The 17666-nt window shown below is 39.4% G+C and carries 14 protein-coding genes, 1 other RNA gene and 1 pseudogene; 9 read left to right on the top strand and 7 right to left on the bottom strand.

Features of this window, described 5'->3' with window-relative positions; genetic code table 11:
• Positions 1 to 199: 199 nt before the first annotated feature.
• Positions 200 to 1462 (top strand): F-box protein, encoded by a 1263-nt coding sequence (locus tag PARA125_RS04915; protein ID WP_213157619.1) that lies wholly within the window; start codon positions 200 to 202, stop codon positions 1460 to 1462.
• Positions 1463 to 1729: 267 nt separating this feature from the next.
• Here PARA125_RS04915 and PARA125_RS10150 read toward each other — a convergent pair.
• From PARA125_RS10150 to PARA125_RS04900, 3 genes and pseudogenes are all read right to left on the bottom strand, one after another.
• Positions 1730 to 2068, bottom strand: a pseudogene (locus tag PARA125_RS10150) (transposase); the annotation flags it as partial.
• A 208-nt stretch (positions 2069 to 2276) separates the two neighbouring features.
• On the bottom strand, positions 2277 to 2570 hold the full coding sequence (locus PARA125_RS04905; RefSeq protein WP_213157617.1) for a transposase: 294 nt from the start codon (positions 2568 to 2570) through the stop codon (positions 2277 to 2279).
• Entirely contained in the window at positions 2571 to 2807 is a 237-nt protein-coding gene (locus PARA125_RS04900) for a hypothetical protein (protein ID WP_213157616.1), read from the bottom strand. It abuts the gene before it with no gap.
• A gap of 1324 nt (positions 2808 to 4131) precedes the next feature.
• Between PARA125_RS04900 and PARA125_RS04895 the strand changes: the two genes are divergently transcribed.
• The 4 genes from PARA125_RS04895 (at position 4132) to PARA125_RS04880 (ending at position 9748) form a co-directional block, all read left to right on the top strand.
• Entirely contained in the window at positions 4132 to 5304 is a 1173-nt protein-coding gene (locus PARA125_RS04895) for a leucine-rich repeat domain-containing protein (RefSeq protein WP_213157615.1), read from the top strand.
• Positions 5294 to 7021 carry a leucine-rich repeat domain-containing protein gene (locus tag PARA125_RS04890; protein ID WP_213157614.1) on the top strand — a complete coding sequence of 576 codons (1728 nt, stop codon included), beginning with the start codon at positions 5294 to 5296 and terminating at the stop codon, positions 7019 to 7021. The genes PARA125_RS04895 and PARA125_RS04890 overlap by 11 nt, the downstream gene beginning before the upstream one ends.
• A 325-nt stretch (positions 7022 to 7346) precedes the next feature.
• Positions 7347 to 9122, top strand: a complete 1776-nt coding sequence (locus PARA125_RS04885; protein WP_213157613.1) for a leucine-rich repeat domain-containing protein — start codon at positions 7347 to 7349, stop codon at positions 9120 to 9122.
• 50 nt (positions 9123 to 9172) lie between these two features.
• Positions 9173 to 9748: a leucine-rich repeat domain-containing protein gene (locus PARA125_RS04880; RefSeq protein WP_213157612.1), complete on the top strand. Its 576-nt coding sequence runs from the start codon at positions 9173 to 9175 to the stop codon at positions 9746 to 9748.
• Between the two features lie 336 nt (positions 9749 to 10084).
• On the opposite strand, the gene PARA125_RS04875 is transcribed toward PARA125_RS04880, so the two are convergent.
• Positions 10085 to 10708: a hypothetical protein gene (locus PARA125_RS04875; RefSeq protein WP_213157611.1), complete on the bottom strand. Its 624-nt coding sequence runs from the start codon at positions 10706 to 10708 to the stop codon at positions 10085 to 10087.
• 211 nt (positions 10709 to 10919) lie between these two features.
• Between PARA125_RS04875 and PARA125_RS04870 the strand changes: the two genes are divergently transcribed.
• The 4 genes from PARA125_RS04870 to ssrA all read left to right on the top strand — a co-directional run bounded on the left by PARA125_RS04870 (position 10920) and on the right by ssrA (position 14591).
• Positions 10920 to 11666 carry a gamma-glutamyl-gamma-aminobutyrate hydrolase family protein gene (locus PARA125_RS04870; RefSeq protein ID WP_213157610.1) on the top strand — a complete coding sequence of 249 codons (747 nt, stop codon included), beginning with the start codon at positions 10920 to 10922 and terminating at the stop codon, positions 11664 to 11666.
• Positions 11653 to 12957: an APC family permease gene (locus PARA125_RS04865; protein WP_213157609.1), complete on the top strand. Its 1305-nt coding sequence runs from the start codon at positions 11653 to 11655 to the stop codon at positions 12955 to 12957. The genes PARA125_RS04870 and PARA125_RS04865 overlap by 14 nt, the downstream gene beginning before the upstream one ends.
• A gap of 394 nt (positions 12958 to 13351) precedes the next feature.
• The gene (locus tag PARA125_RS04860; protein WP_213157608.1) at positions 13352 to 14029 is read left to right on the top strand and encodes a hypothetical protein; all 678 of its coding nucleotides are present in this window, start codon (positions 13352 to 13354) and stop codon (positions 14027 to 14029) included.
• A gap of 124 nt (positions 14030 to 14153) precedes the next feature.
• Positions 14154 to 14591, top strand: a transfer-messenger RNA (tmRNA) gene (gene ssrA, locus PARA125_RS04855).
• 693 nt (positions 14592 to 15284) lie between these two features.
• Here ssrA and PARA125_RS04845 read toward each other — a convergent pair.
• The 3 genes from PARA125_RS04845 to PARA125_RS04835 are packed head-to-tail and all read right to left on the bottom strand — an operon-like array spanning position 15285 to position 17661.
• Entirely contained in the window at positions 15285 to 17144 is a 1860-nt protein-coding gene (locus tag PARA125_RS04845; RefSeq protein WP_213157607.1) for an RNA/DNA-binding domain-containing protein, read from the bottom strand.
• A gap of 1 nt (position 17145) precedes the next feature.
• Positions 17146 to 17355 carry a MerR family transcriptional regulator gene (locus tag PARA125_RS04840; RefSeq protein WP_213157606.1) on the bottom strand — a complete coding sequence of 70 codons (210 nt, stop codon included), beginning with the start codon at positions 17353 to 17355 and terminating at the stop codon, positions 17146 to 17148.
• 57 nt (positions 17356 to 17412) lie between these two features.
• Positions 17413 to 17661 (bottom strand): hypothetical protein, encoded by a 249-nt coding sequence (locus PARA125_RS04835; RefSeq protein WP_213157907.1) that lies wholly within the window; start codon positions 17659 to 17661, stop codon positions 17413 to 17415.
• Positions 17662 to 17666: the final 5 nt, after the last annotated feature.

Here is a 17666-nt window from a genome sequence, read left to right as displayed (position 1 = left end):
TTTTCTGAAGCAAAGTGAAAATTTTTCATGAGCGCTTCTTTTCCTACCGTTTGTGCTAAAAAAATTTTAAGGATGTACATTCTTTTATTTCGGCCCCCACATAGCTTTTGATAAAAACTCCCTGAATTACTAAAACTAGTTTTTTATGATACAATCTTCTTATTTTTTAAATCTTAAATATAAAGAAAGAGATAGGGAAATGAATAGTTTAATTACAACGAGTGAAGCAGCTTCTGAAGCTTATAATCCACCTATAATAGAAAGCGGATTAATAAACAAAAAATTGCCACCTGAGCTTTTTGCACAAGTCCTGAATTATTTAGATAGGATGTCCCTTCAATCGGCTGCTGGAGTCAATCATCTTTGGAATGCAGTATCAATAGATACCGCTAAGCGCAAAGAATTTAACTCAATAAAAGGCTTTGCAAAATGGTTGGGTGAAAATTTGCCAAAAGATTCCTGTGCAAGCCAGATAGAAAGGCTTTTGCACATTGGAAGTAATACAAAAATTTTAGGTGGTGTAAACCTTATGGCAGTTAAATTATCAATTGATGAATTAAAAGAAGAAATTTTAGATATACTAAAAGTGTTAAGTGAAAAGGATTACACACGTTTAAGAAAGATCTCTGCGGGCAAAATTAATTCAACTTTTTTGGAAGGCATATTTCATTTAGCCGAAGCTTATCGGATAATAGAAATTGCCAAAAAGGTATCCTCCGAAAATAGTGACAGCTCTGTCCTTAAGAATGCTTGTGAAATATTAGTACATCATCGAAAAGTAGATAAAGCGGTAGAAGTTGCTATGATGATACCTCCCGGATATAGTAAGAATTCTACGCTTGAGGATATTTCTAAGATGTTAGCACACACCGGAAACACAGATGAAGCCGTAAAAGTTGCCATGATGATAGCTCACGAATATAGCAGGAATTCTATGCTTGAGGATATTTCTAAGAGGTTAGCACAAATCGGAAAAACAGATGAAGCTGTAAAAGTTGCCATGGCGATAGCTCTCGAATATAGCAGGAATTCTACGCTTAAGGTTATTTCTAAGAGGTTAGCACACACCGGAAACACAGATGAAGCTGTAAAAGTTGCCATGATGATAGCTCACGAATTTAGCAGGAATTCTATGCTTAAGGTTATTTCTAAGAGGTTAGCAAAAATCGGAAACACAGATGAAGCTGTAAAAGTTGCCATGATGATAGCTCACGAATTTAGCAGGAATTCTATGCTTGAGGATATTTCTAAGAGGTTAGCAAAAATCGGAAACACAGATGAAGCTGTAAAAGTTGCCATGATGATAGCTCACGAATTTAGCAGGAATTCTACGCTTGAGGATATTTCTAAGAGGTTAGCAAAAATCGGAAACACAGATGAAGCTGTAAAAGTTGCCATGGCGATAGCTCAAGAATTTAGCAGGAACTCTACGCTTGAAGATATTTCTAAGATACTAGCATAAAACCGGAAACGCCGAGGAAGCTGTAAAAGTTGCCATGAAGATAGCCCACGAATATAGTAGGAATTCTACGCTTGAGGATATTTCTACGATACTAGCATAAATTAGAGATATTCCTAAAAAGTAATAATAGTAGTAAAAATTGCAATAAGAGAGTCTCTCGATTCTTTTGTGTAAATCGTTTCAGCTATTTTCTAAACCTAGCCTGTCTTCGTAAGCCAGTGCTAGACGTGCAATGACTGTTTTCCATTCCCAAGGGGGCATTGTTCATGAAATGGTTTTATCATCAAATGCGCTAATGCTTCTTTGATGCTTTTTAACGGCAATTGGTTCAACTTCCGATTTACGGTCTCTCGGAATCCCAAGCTCAATTTCTCCATAATTGCTTTTAAGAGCTTTCTTTGAGAGGCCATTTCTACTGTTTACTGAGCAATGGACCTTGAGGAGAATGCTTTTTGTAACCAAGATGCCCCTCCATTTCTTTTTGAAGCATTTGTTCAAGCATGCCTCCAATCAAACGCTGAATAAGGCCATTTTTCTGCGAGGTTGTCCTGTTGCTTTGCATTTAGCTAGCGCAGCTTGCAGATCAAAATTCTGAGGAAGGGACATTTGTCTATCTTCATAGTATGTAAATATAGCTGCCGCACCTTTGCTTCATTGTGGCTTCAATTTTCTCCTGAAAGGAAAAATAAAATTTATCTCCTCTTCAAGTTTATGAACTTAACCCAATATTCGATTGACCCAAAATAGGATAAAGCCAAAACTTAAAAAACCCTTCCAATATTTAAGCCTTCTTTCCCAACGGACAACAAGCCTTCTAAACTTCCTTTGGAGCCAAGCTATCGCTCTTTCGACTTGCCAACGCTTTCTTAACACCCATGAAGCGATCTTTTTCCAGCTTTCCTATCTTCCTATACGAAATTAAGGGATAGATCTTTCTTTTAAGCAGCTTTTCTCTTAGCTCCCTAGAATCATAACCTTTATCTGCTTCAAAAATAGGCAATAAGCCCATTTCTTCAGAGAATGTAGTCACCAGGCCATCTACTGAATCAAGTAACTTTTCTACTTGCTGTCTCTCATCTCCCTTAGCACTGGTTATTTCAAATGCCACCTAACTTCCTTCATTATCTACTAATAGATGAGTTGTGACTCCTTTTCCCTTGTAGCCATAGTCAACCAGCTCACCTCCTCCTTTCCCCGCTGAAAAAAGGCCATCCGCAGCAAGGCGATCCCAATCTAGCATTCCTTCTAAGTGGGCAATTTCAAGCAGAGCTGATAAAATTTTATTAAGGGTGCCATCTTCTTGCCAAACTCCTGACCATCTATGAGAAGCAGATCTCGATCCCATTGTTCTCCAATGGAAACATCAGCCCAACGGCCCCCCCATTAATCAAACTCCAAAAAATTGTATTGCAGACTTTCCTCTAAGTAGGCCATTCCAGCCAATAACTCCATACTTGCTTGATAGGCTCTTGAGCATAGTTTAGCAAATGTCTAACTTCCTGCAATGTATAGCAGATTAAATTAACGTTAGTTCTCTAATTGCGCTTTAATCCAACACTTTTTCATTTTTCACTTCTCAATGTTCAAGCCTTCAAGCCTCAAAAGTCTCAAGGTTTTTCTTTCTTTATTTTTTTGCCCCTCCTCACCTAAGCATGGTAGAGACGAAAAAATAAAGAAAACCAGCCTAAAAATTCACTACTTTCATCGTATACTTTAAAAATAACAATCCCACAGTTTTCTACGGAATCTATTTGAAAGCTTTTTTCGCAGGCTTTCATCCCGTTATGCTTTGCGATCGACTCAGGTGGACAATGTTCGAAGCAAACTCTTAAGGTCCAACTGACTTTCCGTCCTTGCCTATTCTAGGCGGTGTTAGTTAAAATAAAAGTACATAATTAATCGAAGTTTTTTCACAGCTTTTTCTTTTTTAGAGTGAACAGCTGTAGCCACATAAAGCCTTTTATACTCAGTCTGTTCAGGAAGTTTTTAGCCCATCTCTTGGCATAAGGGCTCAGCTAACCTAATTTGGCTTCATTTTCGCCCCAACTTTCGTTTGCTCAGATGAGTAAGCCTTTCCTTATTTCTTAGGGCGTTTCTCCTTATAAGAACACTTACTATACTTTAATTAAAATTTTGCAGGCAGTTTTTTTGACAATAAAAAATTAATTAAGATTTATTAATACAATTGTAATTAAATCGAATCATAAACTAAGGTTCTTTATTAAGGAGGTAATAAAAAAAGGAATAAAACACAATGAAAGAATGTCTACCCACCAATAGGCAAAAAGAAAAATTAGCTCAAACTCCAAACCTTTTTTTACTCGAGAAAAAGCTAGGAAAGTAGCTTTACGATACACCTGGGAAATGGCACTTAGCAGAAAAAAAACTGATTTAGCAATCTCTTATGCTTTTTAATCCTTCCTGGGGCGCTCTTGATGGCATGTCGATACTACTAGGAATAAATTTTGGACAGGATAAAAAACAAAAAAGTGGCCTATTTGCGAGTGATAAGAGGCGATTTTCAATTGCCGCTCTAACGCTTACAGTGAAAGTAAGATTAAAAGCAAAGTCAATAACATGTTGGCTGCAAGAATTTGCTTTACTTTCCTATTTTTCTTAGGCTACCTAAAAAAGTAAATATTTGAAAGTTATTAATTTAAGAGGTAAAAATGAATACCCACTCTTTTTTATCCATAGAAAGCTTACCCAATGAATTGCTCTCTCCTATTTTAGAGGCTTGCGTAACCCCTTCTTTATTTAGCGTCTGTAGAAGCTGGCGCATTCTGCTAGTGAATGCTGTCATGCCAGCTCTTTATAGAAAAATAGCCGCTTTTCATATTCCCCGCCTAAGGGATGATACCCAAATAACGGCTATTTTGAGTAAATTTTACCCATTAAAACCTAACCTTACTCCGGCAGAGAAAGTAAACCAAATTTTTAAGCGAGTTTTTAACTTGGCTCACTCTTTATCTCCTCAGGGATTCAGACAGACAATAGAAGAAAGAAGATATTTGACACTGGCTAACTATTCTTTTTATCTTCTTAACATTAATCGCCTTTTACTTTGGAAAAACCTTCCTGGTGGGGAGGAATACTTAAACCGTAAAGAAGTTAAGTCTTTACCCTTGGAAAAAAAAGGAGAGCGTCTTGGGGAATGGATAAGGGAAAATTGCCAAGACTTAACCGAGCTAAATTTGGTTGAGATAATAGGCCTAAACTACTTACCGCCAGAAATAGCCCAACTGTCTCGGCTGGAAAAGCTTGATTTAAGCAGCAACCAGCTCACTAGCCTTCCAGCAGAGATAGGGCAGCTGCCTCAGCTGAAAAGCCTTTATTTAGAAGATAACCAACTCACTAGCCTTCCAGCAGAAATAGGACAGCTCTCTCGGCTAGAATGGCTTGGCTTGCGAAAAAACCAGCTCACTAGCCTTCCAGTAGAGATAGGGCAGCTGTCTCAGCTGAAAAACTTTGATTTAAGCAAAAATCAGCTCAATAGCCTTCCTGCAGAAATAGGGCTGCTGCCTCACCTATTATGGCTTTACTTATACGAAAATCAGCTCACTAGCCTTCCTGCGGAGATAGGGCAGCTGTCTCAGCTGGAAACACTTGATTTAAGCGAAAACCAGCTCACTAGCCTTCCTGCAGAGATAGGACAGCTCTCTCGGCTAGAAGAATGGCTTGGCTTGCGAAAAAACCAGCTCACTAGCCTTCCAGTAGAGATAGGGCAGCTGTCTCAGCTGGAAACGCTTAATTTAAGCAAAAACCAGCTCACTAGCCTTCCTGCAGAGATAAGGCATAGGCTATTTAAAATAATTAATATAGGAGATAAAAATGAACTCTAACTCTTTTTTATCCATCGAAAGCTTGCCCACCGAGTTGCTCTCCCCTATTTTAGAGGCTTGCGTAACCCATTCTTTATTTAGCGTCTGTAGAAGCTGGCGCATTCTGCTAGTGAATGCTGTCATGCCAGCTCTTTATAAAAAAATAGCAGCCATCCATATTCCCCAGGGAAAGGACGGCATCCAAAAAACGGCTATATTGGATAGCGTTTACCAACTAGAATCTACTCTCCCCCCTGTGGTAAAAGTGAATCTAATTTTTAAAAAGGTTTTCATTCTTGCTGGCTCTTTATCTCCTCTGGAATTCAGGCAGACAATAGAAGAAAGAAGATATTTGACACTAGCTGATTATTTTTCTTATCTTCTAAACATAAATCGTCTTTTGCTTTGGAAAAGACTTCCAGGCGGACAGAAATACTTAAACCGTAAAGAAGTTAAGTCTTTATCCTTGGAAAAAAAAGGAGAGCGTCTTGGGGAATGGATAAGGGAAAATTGCCAAGACTTAACTGAGCTAAATTTGGCTGGCATAATAGGCCTAAACTACTTACCACCAGAAATAGCCCAACTGTCTCATCTGGAAACGCTTAATTTAAGCAAAAACCGGCTCTCTAGCCTTCCCGTAGAGATAGGACAGCTATCTCAGCTAAAAAACCTTTATTTAACACATAACCAACTCACTAGCCTTCCAGCAGAAATAGGACAGCTGTCCCTGCTTAAATGCCTTGACTTAAGAAACAATCAGTTCATCGATTTTCCAGCAGAAATAGGACAGCTCCCACAGCTAGAAGGGCTTTTCTTAGCGTTTAACCAGCTCACTAGCCTTCCTGCAGAGATAGGACAGCTGTCTCAGCTGAAAAACCTTTATTTAACAAATAACCAACTCACTAGCCTCCCAACAGAAATAGGACAGCTGTCACAGCTTAAATGTCTTGACTTAAAAAGCAATCAGTTCATCAATTTTCCAGCAGAAATAGGACAACTCCCACAGCTAGAAGAGCTTTTCTTAACGAGCAACCAACTCACTAGCCTTCCTGCAGAGATAGGACAGCTGTCTCAGCTGAGCAGCCTTGATTTAAGCGAAAATCAGCTCACTAGCCTTCCTGCAGAGATAGGACAGCCGTCTCAGCTGAGCAACCTTGATTTAAGCGAAAATCAGCTCACTATCCTTCCTGCAGAAATAGGACAGCTGTCTCAGCTGAGCAGCCTTGATTTAAGCGAAAATCAGCTCACTAGCCTTTCTGCAGAAATAGGACAGCTGTCCCAGCTGAAAATGTTTTATTTAAGATCTAACCAACTCACTAGACTTCCTGGGGAGATAGGTCAGCTGTCTCAGCTGAGCAGCCTTGATTTAAGCGAAAATCAGCTCACTAGCCTTCCTGCAGAAATAGGACAGCTCTCTCGGCTAGAATGGCTTGGATTGCAAAAAAACCAGCTCACTAGCCTTCCTGCAGAGATAGGTCAGCTGTCTCAGCTGAGAAGCCTTGATTTAAGCGAAAACCAGCTCACCAGCCTTCCTGGAGAGATAGGGCAGCTGTCTCACCTATTATGGCTTTTCTTATACGAAAATCAACTCACTAGCTTTCCTACAGGGATAGGGCAACTGTCTCAGTTATTAGAGCTTTACTTAAGCGCAAACCAACTCACTATCCTTCCATTAAATATGGTTTGGTTATTAAAACTGGTGAAGCTCAACCGGAATAGGGGCAACTACTTAACTTAACAAAAATTATTTTGGAAAAGATTTACATGCGACGCTCTTTATGGCGAAACTATGCCACTAAGAATAAGGTGTAGATGCAGATAAGGCAAAAGACAAAGAAAATGGCTATTGGCATTAGTGAGGTTGTGCTCTTAATTGTCAGTAGGGCGCTTACAGCGCAAGTAGAATTAAAATTAAAGCCACTAGCATATAGGCTACAAGAAATCCTCATTTAACTTATTTTTATGGGCTACATTAAAGCTTGTTGAAATTGGTTTTTATTTTCCTAGTTTTTTAACCTCTTAAAAACATAAGCTATTTAAAATAATTAATGCAGGAGATAAAAATGAACTCTAACCCTTCTTTATCCATCGAAAGTTTGCCCGCTGAGCTGCTCTATCCTATCTTAGAGAGTAGCGCAACTCCGTCCTTATTTAGGGTCTGCAAAAGCTGGCACGCCCTGCTAGTTAATGCTGTCATGCCAGCTCTTTATAAAAAAATAGCTGCCATCCATATTCCCCGCCTAAGAGATGATACCCAAATAACGGCTATTTTGAAGAAGGTTTATCCATTAAAACCTAACCTCACTCCAGCAGAAAAGGTAAAGCAAATTTTTAAGCAAGTTTTTAACTTGGCTCGCTCTTTATCTCCTCTGGAATTCAGGCAGGCAATAGAAGAAAAAAGATATTTGACACTAGCTAGCTATTCTTCTTATCTTCTCAATATTAATCGCCTTTTGCTTTGGGAAAGACTTCCAGGCGGGCGGGAATACCTGAACTACGAAGAAGTTAAATCTTTATCTTTAGAAAAAAAAGGCGAACGTCTTAGGCAATGGATAAAAGAAAATTGCGAGCACTTAACTAGGCTAAATTTATGTAAAGCAGGCTTAACCTATTTACCACCAGAAATAGGTCTGTTTTCCCATCTGCAAATACTTAACTTGCAAGAGAATAAGCTCACTAGCCTTCCCACAGAAATAGGACAATTAGCCCAGCTAAAAGAGCTTAGCTTGAACCAAAACCGACTCACAACCCTTCCTAAAGAGATAAGCCAGTTGTCTCAGCTATCCAAGCTTGACTTAAGCCAGAACCTGTTCACCGATTTTCCAATAGAGGTATTGCAGCTATCTCAGCTTAGTTCTCTTAAGCTAACTCAAAATCTGTTAATGACTTTACCTGCAGAGATAGGGCAATTAACCCAGCTAAAAGAAATTTACTTGAATCACAACCGACTCACCATCCTTCCAGCAGAGATTGGCCAAATGTCCCTGCTAAAAAAAGTTTGGTTAGGAATAAATCGACTCACAATCCTTCCAGCAGAGATTGGCCAACTGTCCCAGCTAGAGAAGCTTTATTTAGAAAGTAATAATCTTACTAGCCTTCCCACAGAGATAGGGCAGCTATCTGCTTTGCAAATCCTTGATTTAGGAGATAACAAGCTCGCTAGCTTTCCTGCAGGAATAACGCAGTTGCCACAGCTACGAGAACTCCGCCTAAGCTATAATCGAATTACCGATCTTCCTGCAGAGATAGGGCAGCTGTCCCAGTTGGAGAAGCTTTACTTAAAATGGAATAGCCTTACTAGCCTTCCCGCAGAGATAGGGCAGCTGCCTGCCTTGCAAATCCTTCATTTAGGAGATAACAAGCTCACTAGCCTTCCTGCAGGGTTAACGCAACTGTCTCAGCTATTAAGCCTCAACTTAGACTGCAACCAGCTCACTAGCCTTCCTGCAGAGATAAGCCAGCTGTTTCGGCTGTCAGAGCTTTCTTTATACAAAAACCAGCTCAGTAGCCTTCCTGCAGGGTTGACGCAACTGTCTCAGTTATTAGAACTCAACTTAGACTGCAATCTGCTCACTAGCCTTCCTGCAGAAATAGGACAGCTGTCTCAGCTGCGAACGCTTGACTTAAGCTACAATCGAATCACCAGTCTTCCTGCAGAGATAAAACAGCTGTCTCAGTTGGAGGAACTTTATTTAAGAGATAATAAGCTTAATAGCCTTCCTGCAGAAATAGGACAGCTGTCTCAGCTGCGAACGCTTGATTTAAGAGATAACAAGCTCCCTAGTGTTTGTGAAGGGATAGGCCAACTATCAAAACAAGGCTGCCTCATCTGGAGGTAAGGTGCAACCGAGGCGCCATTCTTCCTCCAGAGATAAGGCAGCTGCCTGCTTTGCAAATCCTTCAGCTAGACGATAACAATCTCACTAGCTTTCCTGTAGAGATAACGCAGCTGTCCCGATTAATATACCTTGACTTATACCGTAACCGAATCGCCAATCTCCCTGCAGAGATAAGGCAGTTGTCTCAGTTGGAAGAGCTTGGTTTAGAAAATAACAAACTTACTAACCTTCCTGCAGAGATAGGACAGCTATCTCAGCTATCAGAGCTTTCCTTATACGAAAATCAGCTCACTAGCCTTCCTACAGAGTTGACGCAGCTATCCCAGCTATTAAAGCTCAACTTAGACTGCAACCAGCTCACTAGCTTTCCTACAGGGATAACACAACTATCCCGGCTGCGAAGGCTAGGCTTAAGCTGCAACCGAATCGCCAGTCTTCCTATAGAGATAAAACAGCTGTCTCAGTTGGAGGAACTTTATTTAGAAGGTAATAAGCTTACTAACCTGCCTGCAGAGATAGGACAGCTGCCTCAGTTGAAGATGCTTGATTTAAAAGATAACAAGCTCGCTGGTGTTTGCGAAGGGGTGGGCTGGTTATTAAGGCAACGCTGCACCATCTTGACGTAAGTTACAACCAAATCGCCGAACTTCCCGTGGGATAGAATTGCTATCTGCATTCGCGCAGGTTTTATAATCTGAAGGATAATCTGCTATGAAATATCTTGAGTAAAATTTATTCAATAATTTTCTACATGTGAGTATGAAATAAGGTTCTCCGTTAAGTTCGGATTTGAAAAAAGTGATTTTAAATTAGCTTATGAATACGCCAATAAGCAATTAGCAGGACTTGAGCCTATAATCTATCGGCGGGAGACCGTGCTCCCTTCAAAGAGGGTCTCAAGATGGCCAACTCTCTTGTGCGTGTAGGCCATTTGATGAGGATTTGAGTTAACACTAAATGGCTTAGCCACTATCCTTCTGATGGCTCCAGATATACAGATTTCGAAAAATATCATGGATTTGGCCTGGATCTAAAGAAGGATTATCCCCCTCTATAGCCGGATTAAAATAGGTTACATACTTTTTTGAACCCGCCTTATATAAAGAAGCTTCCTTTGCCTCAGAGTTTTTGATCCATAATTTTAAAGTCGCAAGCCTTTCGGGCGACTTAGCGTAGGTGGATGCGGCGTATGAATATAAGGATTTTTTTGGCTTTAATAAAAACTTACCAGCTAGAATGCAGACCTTCTCATAAACTTTTTGATGAACATTATCTTGGCTTTTGGTTGATTTGAAGTCGTAGCACGATAGATACCGGCAGACATCGTAAAGGGAGTAACAAGTATGAGCTAATTTTCCCGCTCCGAACCAAGAAAGAATCTTATTTTTTATGGTTAAATCTTTTTTATCAATGTGTACTAACGACTGAAGTTTTGTCTTCTTGTCCCACTTTATGGCTAATAGTTCTTTTTCCGTGTCGAAAGAGTGCAAGGTTTGAACGACTTTCTCTTCTGGATCTATTTGATCAGTTGTTAGAGTAAAAGAAGGATAACAATCAAAATAATCGTTTGTTCGGAAAAAAAACATATGGCCTCGCTTTGTTTACTCTTTAAAGACACTTAATTCATTATATTCATATTTTTATTATATAACAAATACTTTAATTAATTAACAAGTAATCTATATGAGTTCCCTTTATTATTCTCTTTGTAAAAATGAATCAAATTGACATTTGCCGCCTATATTGTTATAATTTTTATTTAAAATAATTTTTCCTTTCACTATTTGGTTGGTTTTTATGCGGGCAAAAAAAGCAATTATCGGAATTTCAACTAATTTTTTATTTGAAACATTTGGACCTGAAACAGGACAAGAACGCGTGTATGTGAACTATTCTTACATCGATGTGGTTATTCAAGCAGGGGGAGTTCCCCTCATGCTTCCTTTTGTGGAAAACGAAGAGATTGTACGAGCGCAGATGAATCAAATTGATGGTTTGATTCTTTCAGGTGGAATTGATGTAAATCCGTTGCTTTATGGAGAGCAACCACATCCGATGCTAGGAACCATTTTTCCCAAGCGCGATACCCATGAGTTGCATCTCGTTCGAATGGCCGAGGAAACAAATAAACCCATATTAGGAATTTGCCGCGGTTTACAATTGCTGAACGTCGCTTTTGGAGGAACTCTTTACCAAGATATCCCCCATATGTTTAATACAAACATTCTCCATCTGCAAAAAGAAAAAAAGCATATTGCAATGCACGATGTGGATGTAATGCCCGGCACAATTTTGGAAGAAATTTTTAATGCCTCCTCTCTCGAAACGAATACCTATCATCATCAAGCTATTAAAAAACTAGCAAATGGGTTTACAATTAATGCAAAAGCAAAAGATGGACTGATAGAAGGGATCGAAAAGAACGACGGGCATTTTATTTTAGGGGTACAATGGCATCCCGAAATGATGGTTTCATCCGATGCGAATATGCAAAAATTGTTTAATTATTTTATCAAAAAAGTAGAAAACCATGAACCTTCCTAACCAAAAAAAATTAGGCCTTTTAAGTATTATCCTGCTAGGGATTAATAGTATGGTCGGCGCCAGCATTTTTATCCTTCCCGGGAAGGCGATGGCACTTGTCAATACGTGGAGCCCCTTTCTTTATCTATTGGCAACTTTATTTATCATCTTAATAGCCCTTTGTTTTGCAAAATGTGCCTCCCTTTTTAACAAAAATGGAGCAGCTTATCTTTACGCTAGAGAAGCGTTTGGAGATTTTGTGGGATTTGAAGTTGGCATGATGAAATGGGCGATTAGCATTATTGCTTGGGCGACTTTAGCGGTGGGTTTCACCACTGCCTTAAGCTCTTTAGTTCCTGCCCTTGCTGGAGAGCCTTTTCGCAGCCTTTTAATTATGGCGCAGATCCTCTTTTTTACCGTTTTAAATCTTAGAGGGATTCACTCTTTTAAGTTTTTAAATGATGTGATGACCATTACGAAACTCATTCCTCTTCTAGCCGTAGTGGCAATTGGCCTATTTTTTTTAAAAAGTGAGCATTTTGTATTGCTGCCTTTTAGAGAAATCGAACCCACCCACTTTAAAGAAGCCTTTTTAATGGTTTTTTATGCTTTTACGGGATTTGAAGGCCTGGCGGTTGCTGCGCAAGAAATGAAAAATCCTCAAAAAAATATTCCAATCGCTTTAATTATTGTGATCAGTTTTTGCTCTTTACTCTATTTTATTATCCAAATTGTAGCGATTGGCGTTTTAGGCTCCCAGTTGGCAGAAAGTGTCTTTCCTATCTCTGATCTCGCCTATGCACTGGGCGGTCAATGGAGTAAAAATATTGTCGATATAGGGACTTTGATTTCGATTGGAGGGGTCAATTTGGTCGCTTCATTTATGACCCCAAGAACAGCGGTTGCTTTAGCAGAAGATCAGCTTATTCCTTCTTATATTGCTGCCAAGAATCGGTATGAATCTCCGTATATAGCGACTTTAATGACTGCAGGCTTTGTCTCCCTGATTGCTTTGTCGGGAAATTTTTATCAATTGGCTATTTTAAACGTGGCCGCTAGATTTACCCAGTACATTCCCACATGTTTAGCTTTATTGGTTTTACGCAGGAGAGAGGAGTGGAAACCCCTCCTAAATGGCCCTCTTTATACCATTCTACCCATTGCTGCGCTGGCCCTGAATTTTTGGCTGCTTTTACAGATTTCGTGGGTCCAATTGGGTGCTGGCTTTGGCGTCCTTCTAATGGGAGTTCCCCTTTATCGATTTTTCAAAGAAAAGGAGCCCTCCCTTTCTTTCCCCAAGTTAATTAGGTAGTTAGAATAAAAGAGAGGAGCCATTCTCATATGCCTGCTCTCTTATTTTCCCTACCAAGAACTGTAAACAACCGCCTCTTTGCCTAGCATAGTAGGCTCTGCTAACCTTGCCCTTCTTCAAGCTTCCTAAATAGCCGAAAATGTCGTGGTTGCCTTCGATTCAACGCTCTAGTCGGTTATCTCCTTGAATATTCATTTTAATTTGCCTCTCCTAAATTGGTAAATCGCTACCCATGAAGGCAATATTTATCCTTCGTTTCTATTAAGGATTAAAAAAACACAATCTTTATTCAAGTCTAAATAAAAAACAAAAGGAAAATTAAAGTTTATTGTTGAATTTAAATAAATTATATAATAAAATATTTACATGACAAGTTTAACAAGGATAATAGTTTATGCTTATAAATTTGGATAATCATGCTGACTTTATTAAACAAGGGTGCAAAGTCAAGAATAATACCGAGTTGCTTAAATACTTAAAAAAAGAAAACTCCCCAAAAACAAAGACGGTGGAATTATTTTTTAAAAGACTTGGACATTTTCTAAAAAGCTTTTCTTGGGTGAGTGAAAGGACCCTTAAGAAAGCTTATAACCCTCTTAATAAACAGCTAGAATCTAAGCTAAAAGCATTTGAGGCAAAAAAAGGGCCTTTTACTAAAGAAGAAGAAAAAGAGATCCAAGAGCTCTCCCATAAAATTTCAAATCTAAGCGCCTTGTATTTGGGAACACGCTTCAAAACCAAGCTGGAAGATTTTATGCATGTCGCTCGGTGGAATAAATTAACTATCCCCAAGCCCCCTGAACCTCCCTCTGAATCCTCCGATCTTTCCCTGGATTCAAACACAACAAATGCCCAAGAAAAATTGAACGAAGTTTTGCGCAAACGGAGAGAGCGAAACTATAAGCATGAAGAGGATGAGGTCAGCGATGAAGAGGAGATTAATTTTGATGAGCTGATGGGAAATGAAAACGAGGTCCCACAGAAAGCTTCTAAGCAAAAAGATGATCAAAACCTTATAATGGCAGCTACGCAGAGAGCAATAGAGGAAGTGGAGAAAAAAGGATTGGTTTAACTGACAACTGTGAAAAAAGAAGGGTCTTAATAACCGGGGAGAATCAGGATTCCCCGGTTAAAGTTTGACAGAGGTTGTTGCTTTTTAATCTTTTAAAAGCTATCATAAGAATCAATCGATATTTGGGGGTGTCACGGTTTCGACTGAGAAGTCAAGTATTGATTGCATGCGGAGGATGTCGGTTGGCCTCCTTAAAAAGCCGATAAAACAATAAATGCTAACGAAAATAGCAAAGTAATTAGTTTTGCTGCTGCACAAGAAGCTGATTCAGTTTCTTACGCTGCTGCTGCTTAATTAAGCTAATTACTCGCTGTATAAAGCCTAACAGCTTTATCGGCACAGCAGTCTGAGATTGGACCAAGGGTCGAGGAGTCTGCTGTCATTCACTTGGTATGGAGTAAAATTCGCCGCTTCTAGGAGTTTACTTCAAGATCAAATGAAGCAAGTTAATCATAGTGTGGTGGCTGCAACGTGATTAACTCATTGATCAGCCCACTAAGCATGTAGATATTAATATGTAGATTTGCCCAGGACGAGAGTTCAATTCTCTCCACCTCCAATTGGTTGGATGATCCTTATATCCAATCATCTTACTAAATGGCTCACGGATGTCCGTGAGCATTTTTTTACGCTCTAATTTTAAGTTCTGAAACATCAAATTCACAAGCTCACGTTTTTCTTCAACTTCAGAACTCTCAAAGATTTCTCTAGCAGGAGCTGCCAAATTCATGACCATATTCGCCGTGATATAGAAGTTTTGACCAGCCACAGCATGCATATCACCCACTGGAGCCAAGCCCATCCATACGCCTCGTTTTGCGGATTGCTCTTTGCTACGCTTAATATTGTCGCCTAGCTGGAGAACATAACTGCGAGCAAACATCACCCCCATATTCCAGCGTAAAATATCAGAAATGTTTGATCTAAGGTTAAGGATTAATCCTTCACGCATGAAATGGATTTCCACTTTTCCGTCTTTTCTCAGATTGTCAAGGACAACCGATTCCTTAAAACTGCGCTGAACTCTGTCAATCGTATCAGCGACTAATGCAATGGTCTCACGTGACTTGCGGATACGTTCCAGAATTTTCTCAAATTCCTTGCTGGTATCTTTAGTCGATGACTCTGTAATTTTAAAAACTTCCTCATCAGGCCTTTTCTCTCCGCATATTCTCTTAAACGACGTTCTTTAGCAGGGATTGATTGCCCTTCTTCTTGCTCTTTGCTTGATACTCTGGCTAGAGCAGAATCGCTTTCATGATTTCGTGCTCTTATAGGCTTGTTGTGGATGAGCAGGATTACTAGGAAATAATAACTCAAGTTCACCCAACTCAACCATAGGAGTAAGATAGTAGTCACGAACATATCGATGACTTCTTTTTAGGAGAATGGCTAAATCACTGGGCTTAAAAGGACGCAATAGACACAGTCGTTTTATTAGATTTTTTATTATGTCTGGCGGAGTTCTTTTTCCTATTTTTTGAATCGCTTCTCTTAACTCTATATCTAACTCCCCAGATAAGTTCACTATCTGATTAGATAACCCCTCAGATAACTGAGTTGCATGAGGGGTTAACCCCTCAGATAAAGACTTAACATGAGGGGTAACAAAAGGAGAAAGAAGTTTATGAGTAGGAATGTAATATGTTGCATTCCCTCTCCCTTTCTGCTCTAAAAGTTCTAAATCTCGAAGGCGCCTTAAATGAGCACTTGCCATTAAAGTATCAACTCCATTAATTGCTCGATATTCCGTATTAGAAATAGAACCTTTCTCACGGATAATAATGAGAGTACGAGCTTCTTCATCACTCAAGTTATAGGCTTTGAAAGACTTTAGCCATTCAATATCTTGCTGATCAAAGAGATGGTGAGGTAGGAGCGTTAAGACAAACAAATTACTTGCTCGATCAGATTCAATTAAGGGAACTGATAGGTTAGCTTTTTTCATTTCTTCACGCATCGTGCTAATTCCAGTCCCTTTGGCTTCGGCATAATGAATATCTTGAAACACTTGAGCCAAAATCTCATTCCTGGGAACTGACCCAGGAAGCCCCAACTGCTCTTGAGGCTTTAAGGAATAGCCAACATTTCGAAATTCTGTGCGATTGGAATACTTTATAATTTGCACAGGACTTGCCACTCGATAGTCTTTATGCATGAGCGCATTGACAATGGACTCTCGGATGACTTTTCTTGGAATGATGGGATTATCTTTCCTTCTGATTTCATCTTCTTCTAAAGCAAACACTTGAGGGATGTCTGTCATCACTTGATTAATGAGGCGAGGAATGCCCGTAATCAAAGCTTCACACATTTCAAAAGCTGTATAGCGTTTATCTGAATCGGTCATCCATTCTCTGCCTTCGACGAGCATGTAATCCACTCGATTTTTGAGAGGAAAAAGTCGTCTTAAAACAGCTTGATTGCCGAAAAGAAGTAGCCCACCTATCGTAGGAGCTGTTAAACCTTTTTCTGTCTCAATTGCCCTCAAGGCTTTCAGTAAATCTTCATCATTGTAGCGCAGCTCAGAAGCATCTGGTTTAATCCTTTCTCTTTCATATCTATATAATTTAATTGCTTGAGGCTCAAAATCTGTAAAAGAAGCATTTTCAACCAATGTTTCATCGTACTTTCGTCTAGAACGAAGTTGATAAAGGAGATCTAAATCTTCGCGGGTACAAATTTGATCGGATGATCCTATGCGTCGATAAGCACCTTCATCAATGCCTTTACTCTTAATGTAGACTGGTTTTTCGTGAGCGTTAGCTTCTGAAATGTAGACTAGGAGCATACAACCTTGAGGATGAGGAATGACCTTGATAATTGGACGAATAGGGAGATTAAAACATTGTCTACATTGCGAAGTAATCTCATTTTGAAGTTTATCTGGATCAGAGATACCTGTAATAGCGTATTTAAAATCTCGTGTTTCGCCATTTTTCGTAATGCCTAATAAAATATAGCCTCCACCAAGCCCTGGTTCATTGCTATAAGCAGAAACTGTTTCGAGAAAGCTTTTTCCAATACCGTGAGCAGCGGATTTGGCTTCAATGCGATCCATTTCATCACCATTTTGAAGCAAGTCGAATAGCTCATTAAATTCCATTGAGTCCATGCTATTTTCCTTTCGAGTGCTTTTGCTTTGACATCGCTATCAATTGCAAAAATTCTTCTAGATCTTCACGCTTATAAAGCCTGTATTGATTTAGTGGATGACGATGTGAAGTTAATTTTCCTCGTTTTTCCCAATTTCTTAAAGTAGTCGTCGTCACGCCCAAGAACTCAGCGGCTTCTTTAATTTTTAGATAGTCTTGAATCTTTTTCATATTCCCTCTGCTAAGAGCGATAACAATAGCAAAAGGTTATAAAACATTGCAATGAATTTAAGTACTGGCTTCAGTGATTTTTTGCAGAACAAAGCCAATTTCGGTGATTGGTATCGCTTGTTCAAGATTACGTGCCATCTGCAAATCCCTTAATTCTCGGATAGACCTGAAGAGGATTTTTTCTAATGTGATTTCATATCGAGAAAGTAGCATGAGTTCATCTCCATGACGCCCGCTAAGCACTTCACTAATCCTCTTATTAGAATAAGCTTTTTTTGCTGTATGATCGATTGATAACGTTTCCATTTGCG

Origin of the sequence: Parachlamydia sp. AcF125 (assembly GCF_018342475.1) — a bacterium.
GTDB lineage: Bacteria > Chlamydiota > Chlamydiia > Chlamydiales > Parachlamydiaceae > Parachlamydia.
Note: the sequence above shows the minus strand (reverse complement) of the source record. Positions and strands in the feature narration are given on the sequence as shown.

Excerpts from the sequence above, each read along its gene's own strand:
- PARA125_RS04915 (WP_213157619.1), top strand. The coding sequence starts at position 200 with ATGAATAGTTTAATTACAACGAGTGAAGCAGCTTCTGAAGCTTATAAT.
- PARA125_RS04900 (WP_213157616.1), bottom strand. The coding sequence starts at position 2,807 with ATGGGATCGAGATCTGCTTCTCATAGATGGTCAGGAGTTTGGCAAGAA.
- PARA125_RS04895 (WP_213157615.1), top strand. The coding sequence starts at position 4,132 with ATGAATACCCACTCTTTTTTATCCATAGAAAGCTTACCCAATGAATTG.
- PARA125_RS04890 (WP_213157614.1), top strand. The coding sequence starts at position 5,294 with ATGAACTCTAACTCTTTTTTATCCATCGAAAGCTTGCCCACCGAGTTG.
- PARA125_RS04885 (WP_213157613.1), top strand. The coding sequence starts at position 7,347 with ATGAACTCTAACCCTTCTTTATCCATCGAAAGTTTGCCCGCTGAGCTG.
- PARA125_RS04875 (WP_213157611.1), bottom strand. The coding sequence starts at position 10,708 with ATGTTTTTTTTCCGAACAAACGATTATTTTGATTGTTATCCTTCTTTT.
- PARA125_RS04870 (WP_213157610.1), top strand. The coding sequence starts at position 10,920 with ATGCGGGCAAAAAAAGCAATTATCGGAATTTCAACTAATTTTTTATTT.
- PARA125_RS04865 (WP_213157609.1), top strand. The coding sequence starts at position 11,653 with ATGAACCTTCCTAACCAAAAAAAATTAGGCCTTTTAAGTATTATCCTG.
- PARA125_RS04860 (WP_213157608.1), top strand. The coding sequence starts at position 13,352 with ATGCTTATAAATTTGGATAATCATGCTGACTTTATTAAACAAGGGTGC.
- PARA125_RS04845 (WP_213157607.1), bottom strand. The coding sequence starts at position 17,144 with ATGGACTCAATGGAATTTAATGAGCTATTCGACTTGCTTCAAAATGGT.
- PARA125_RS04840 (WP_213157606.1), bottom strand. The coding sequence starts at position 17,355 with ATGAAAAAGATTCAAGACTATCTAAAAATTAAAGAAGCCGCTGAGTTC.
- PARA125_RS04835 (WP_213157907.1), bottom strand. The coding sequence starts at position 17,661 with ATGGAAACGTTATCAATCGATCATACAGCAAAAAAAGCTTATTCTAAT.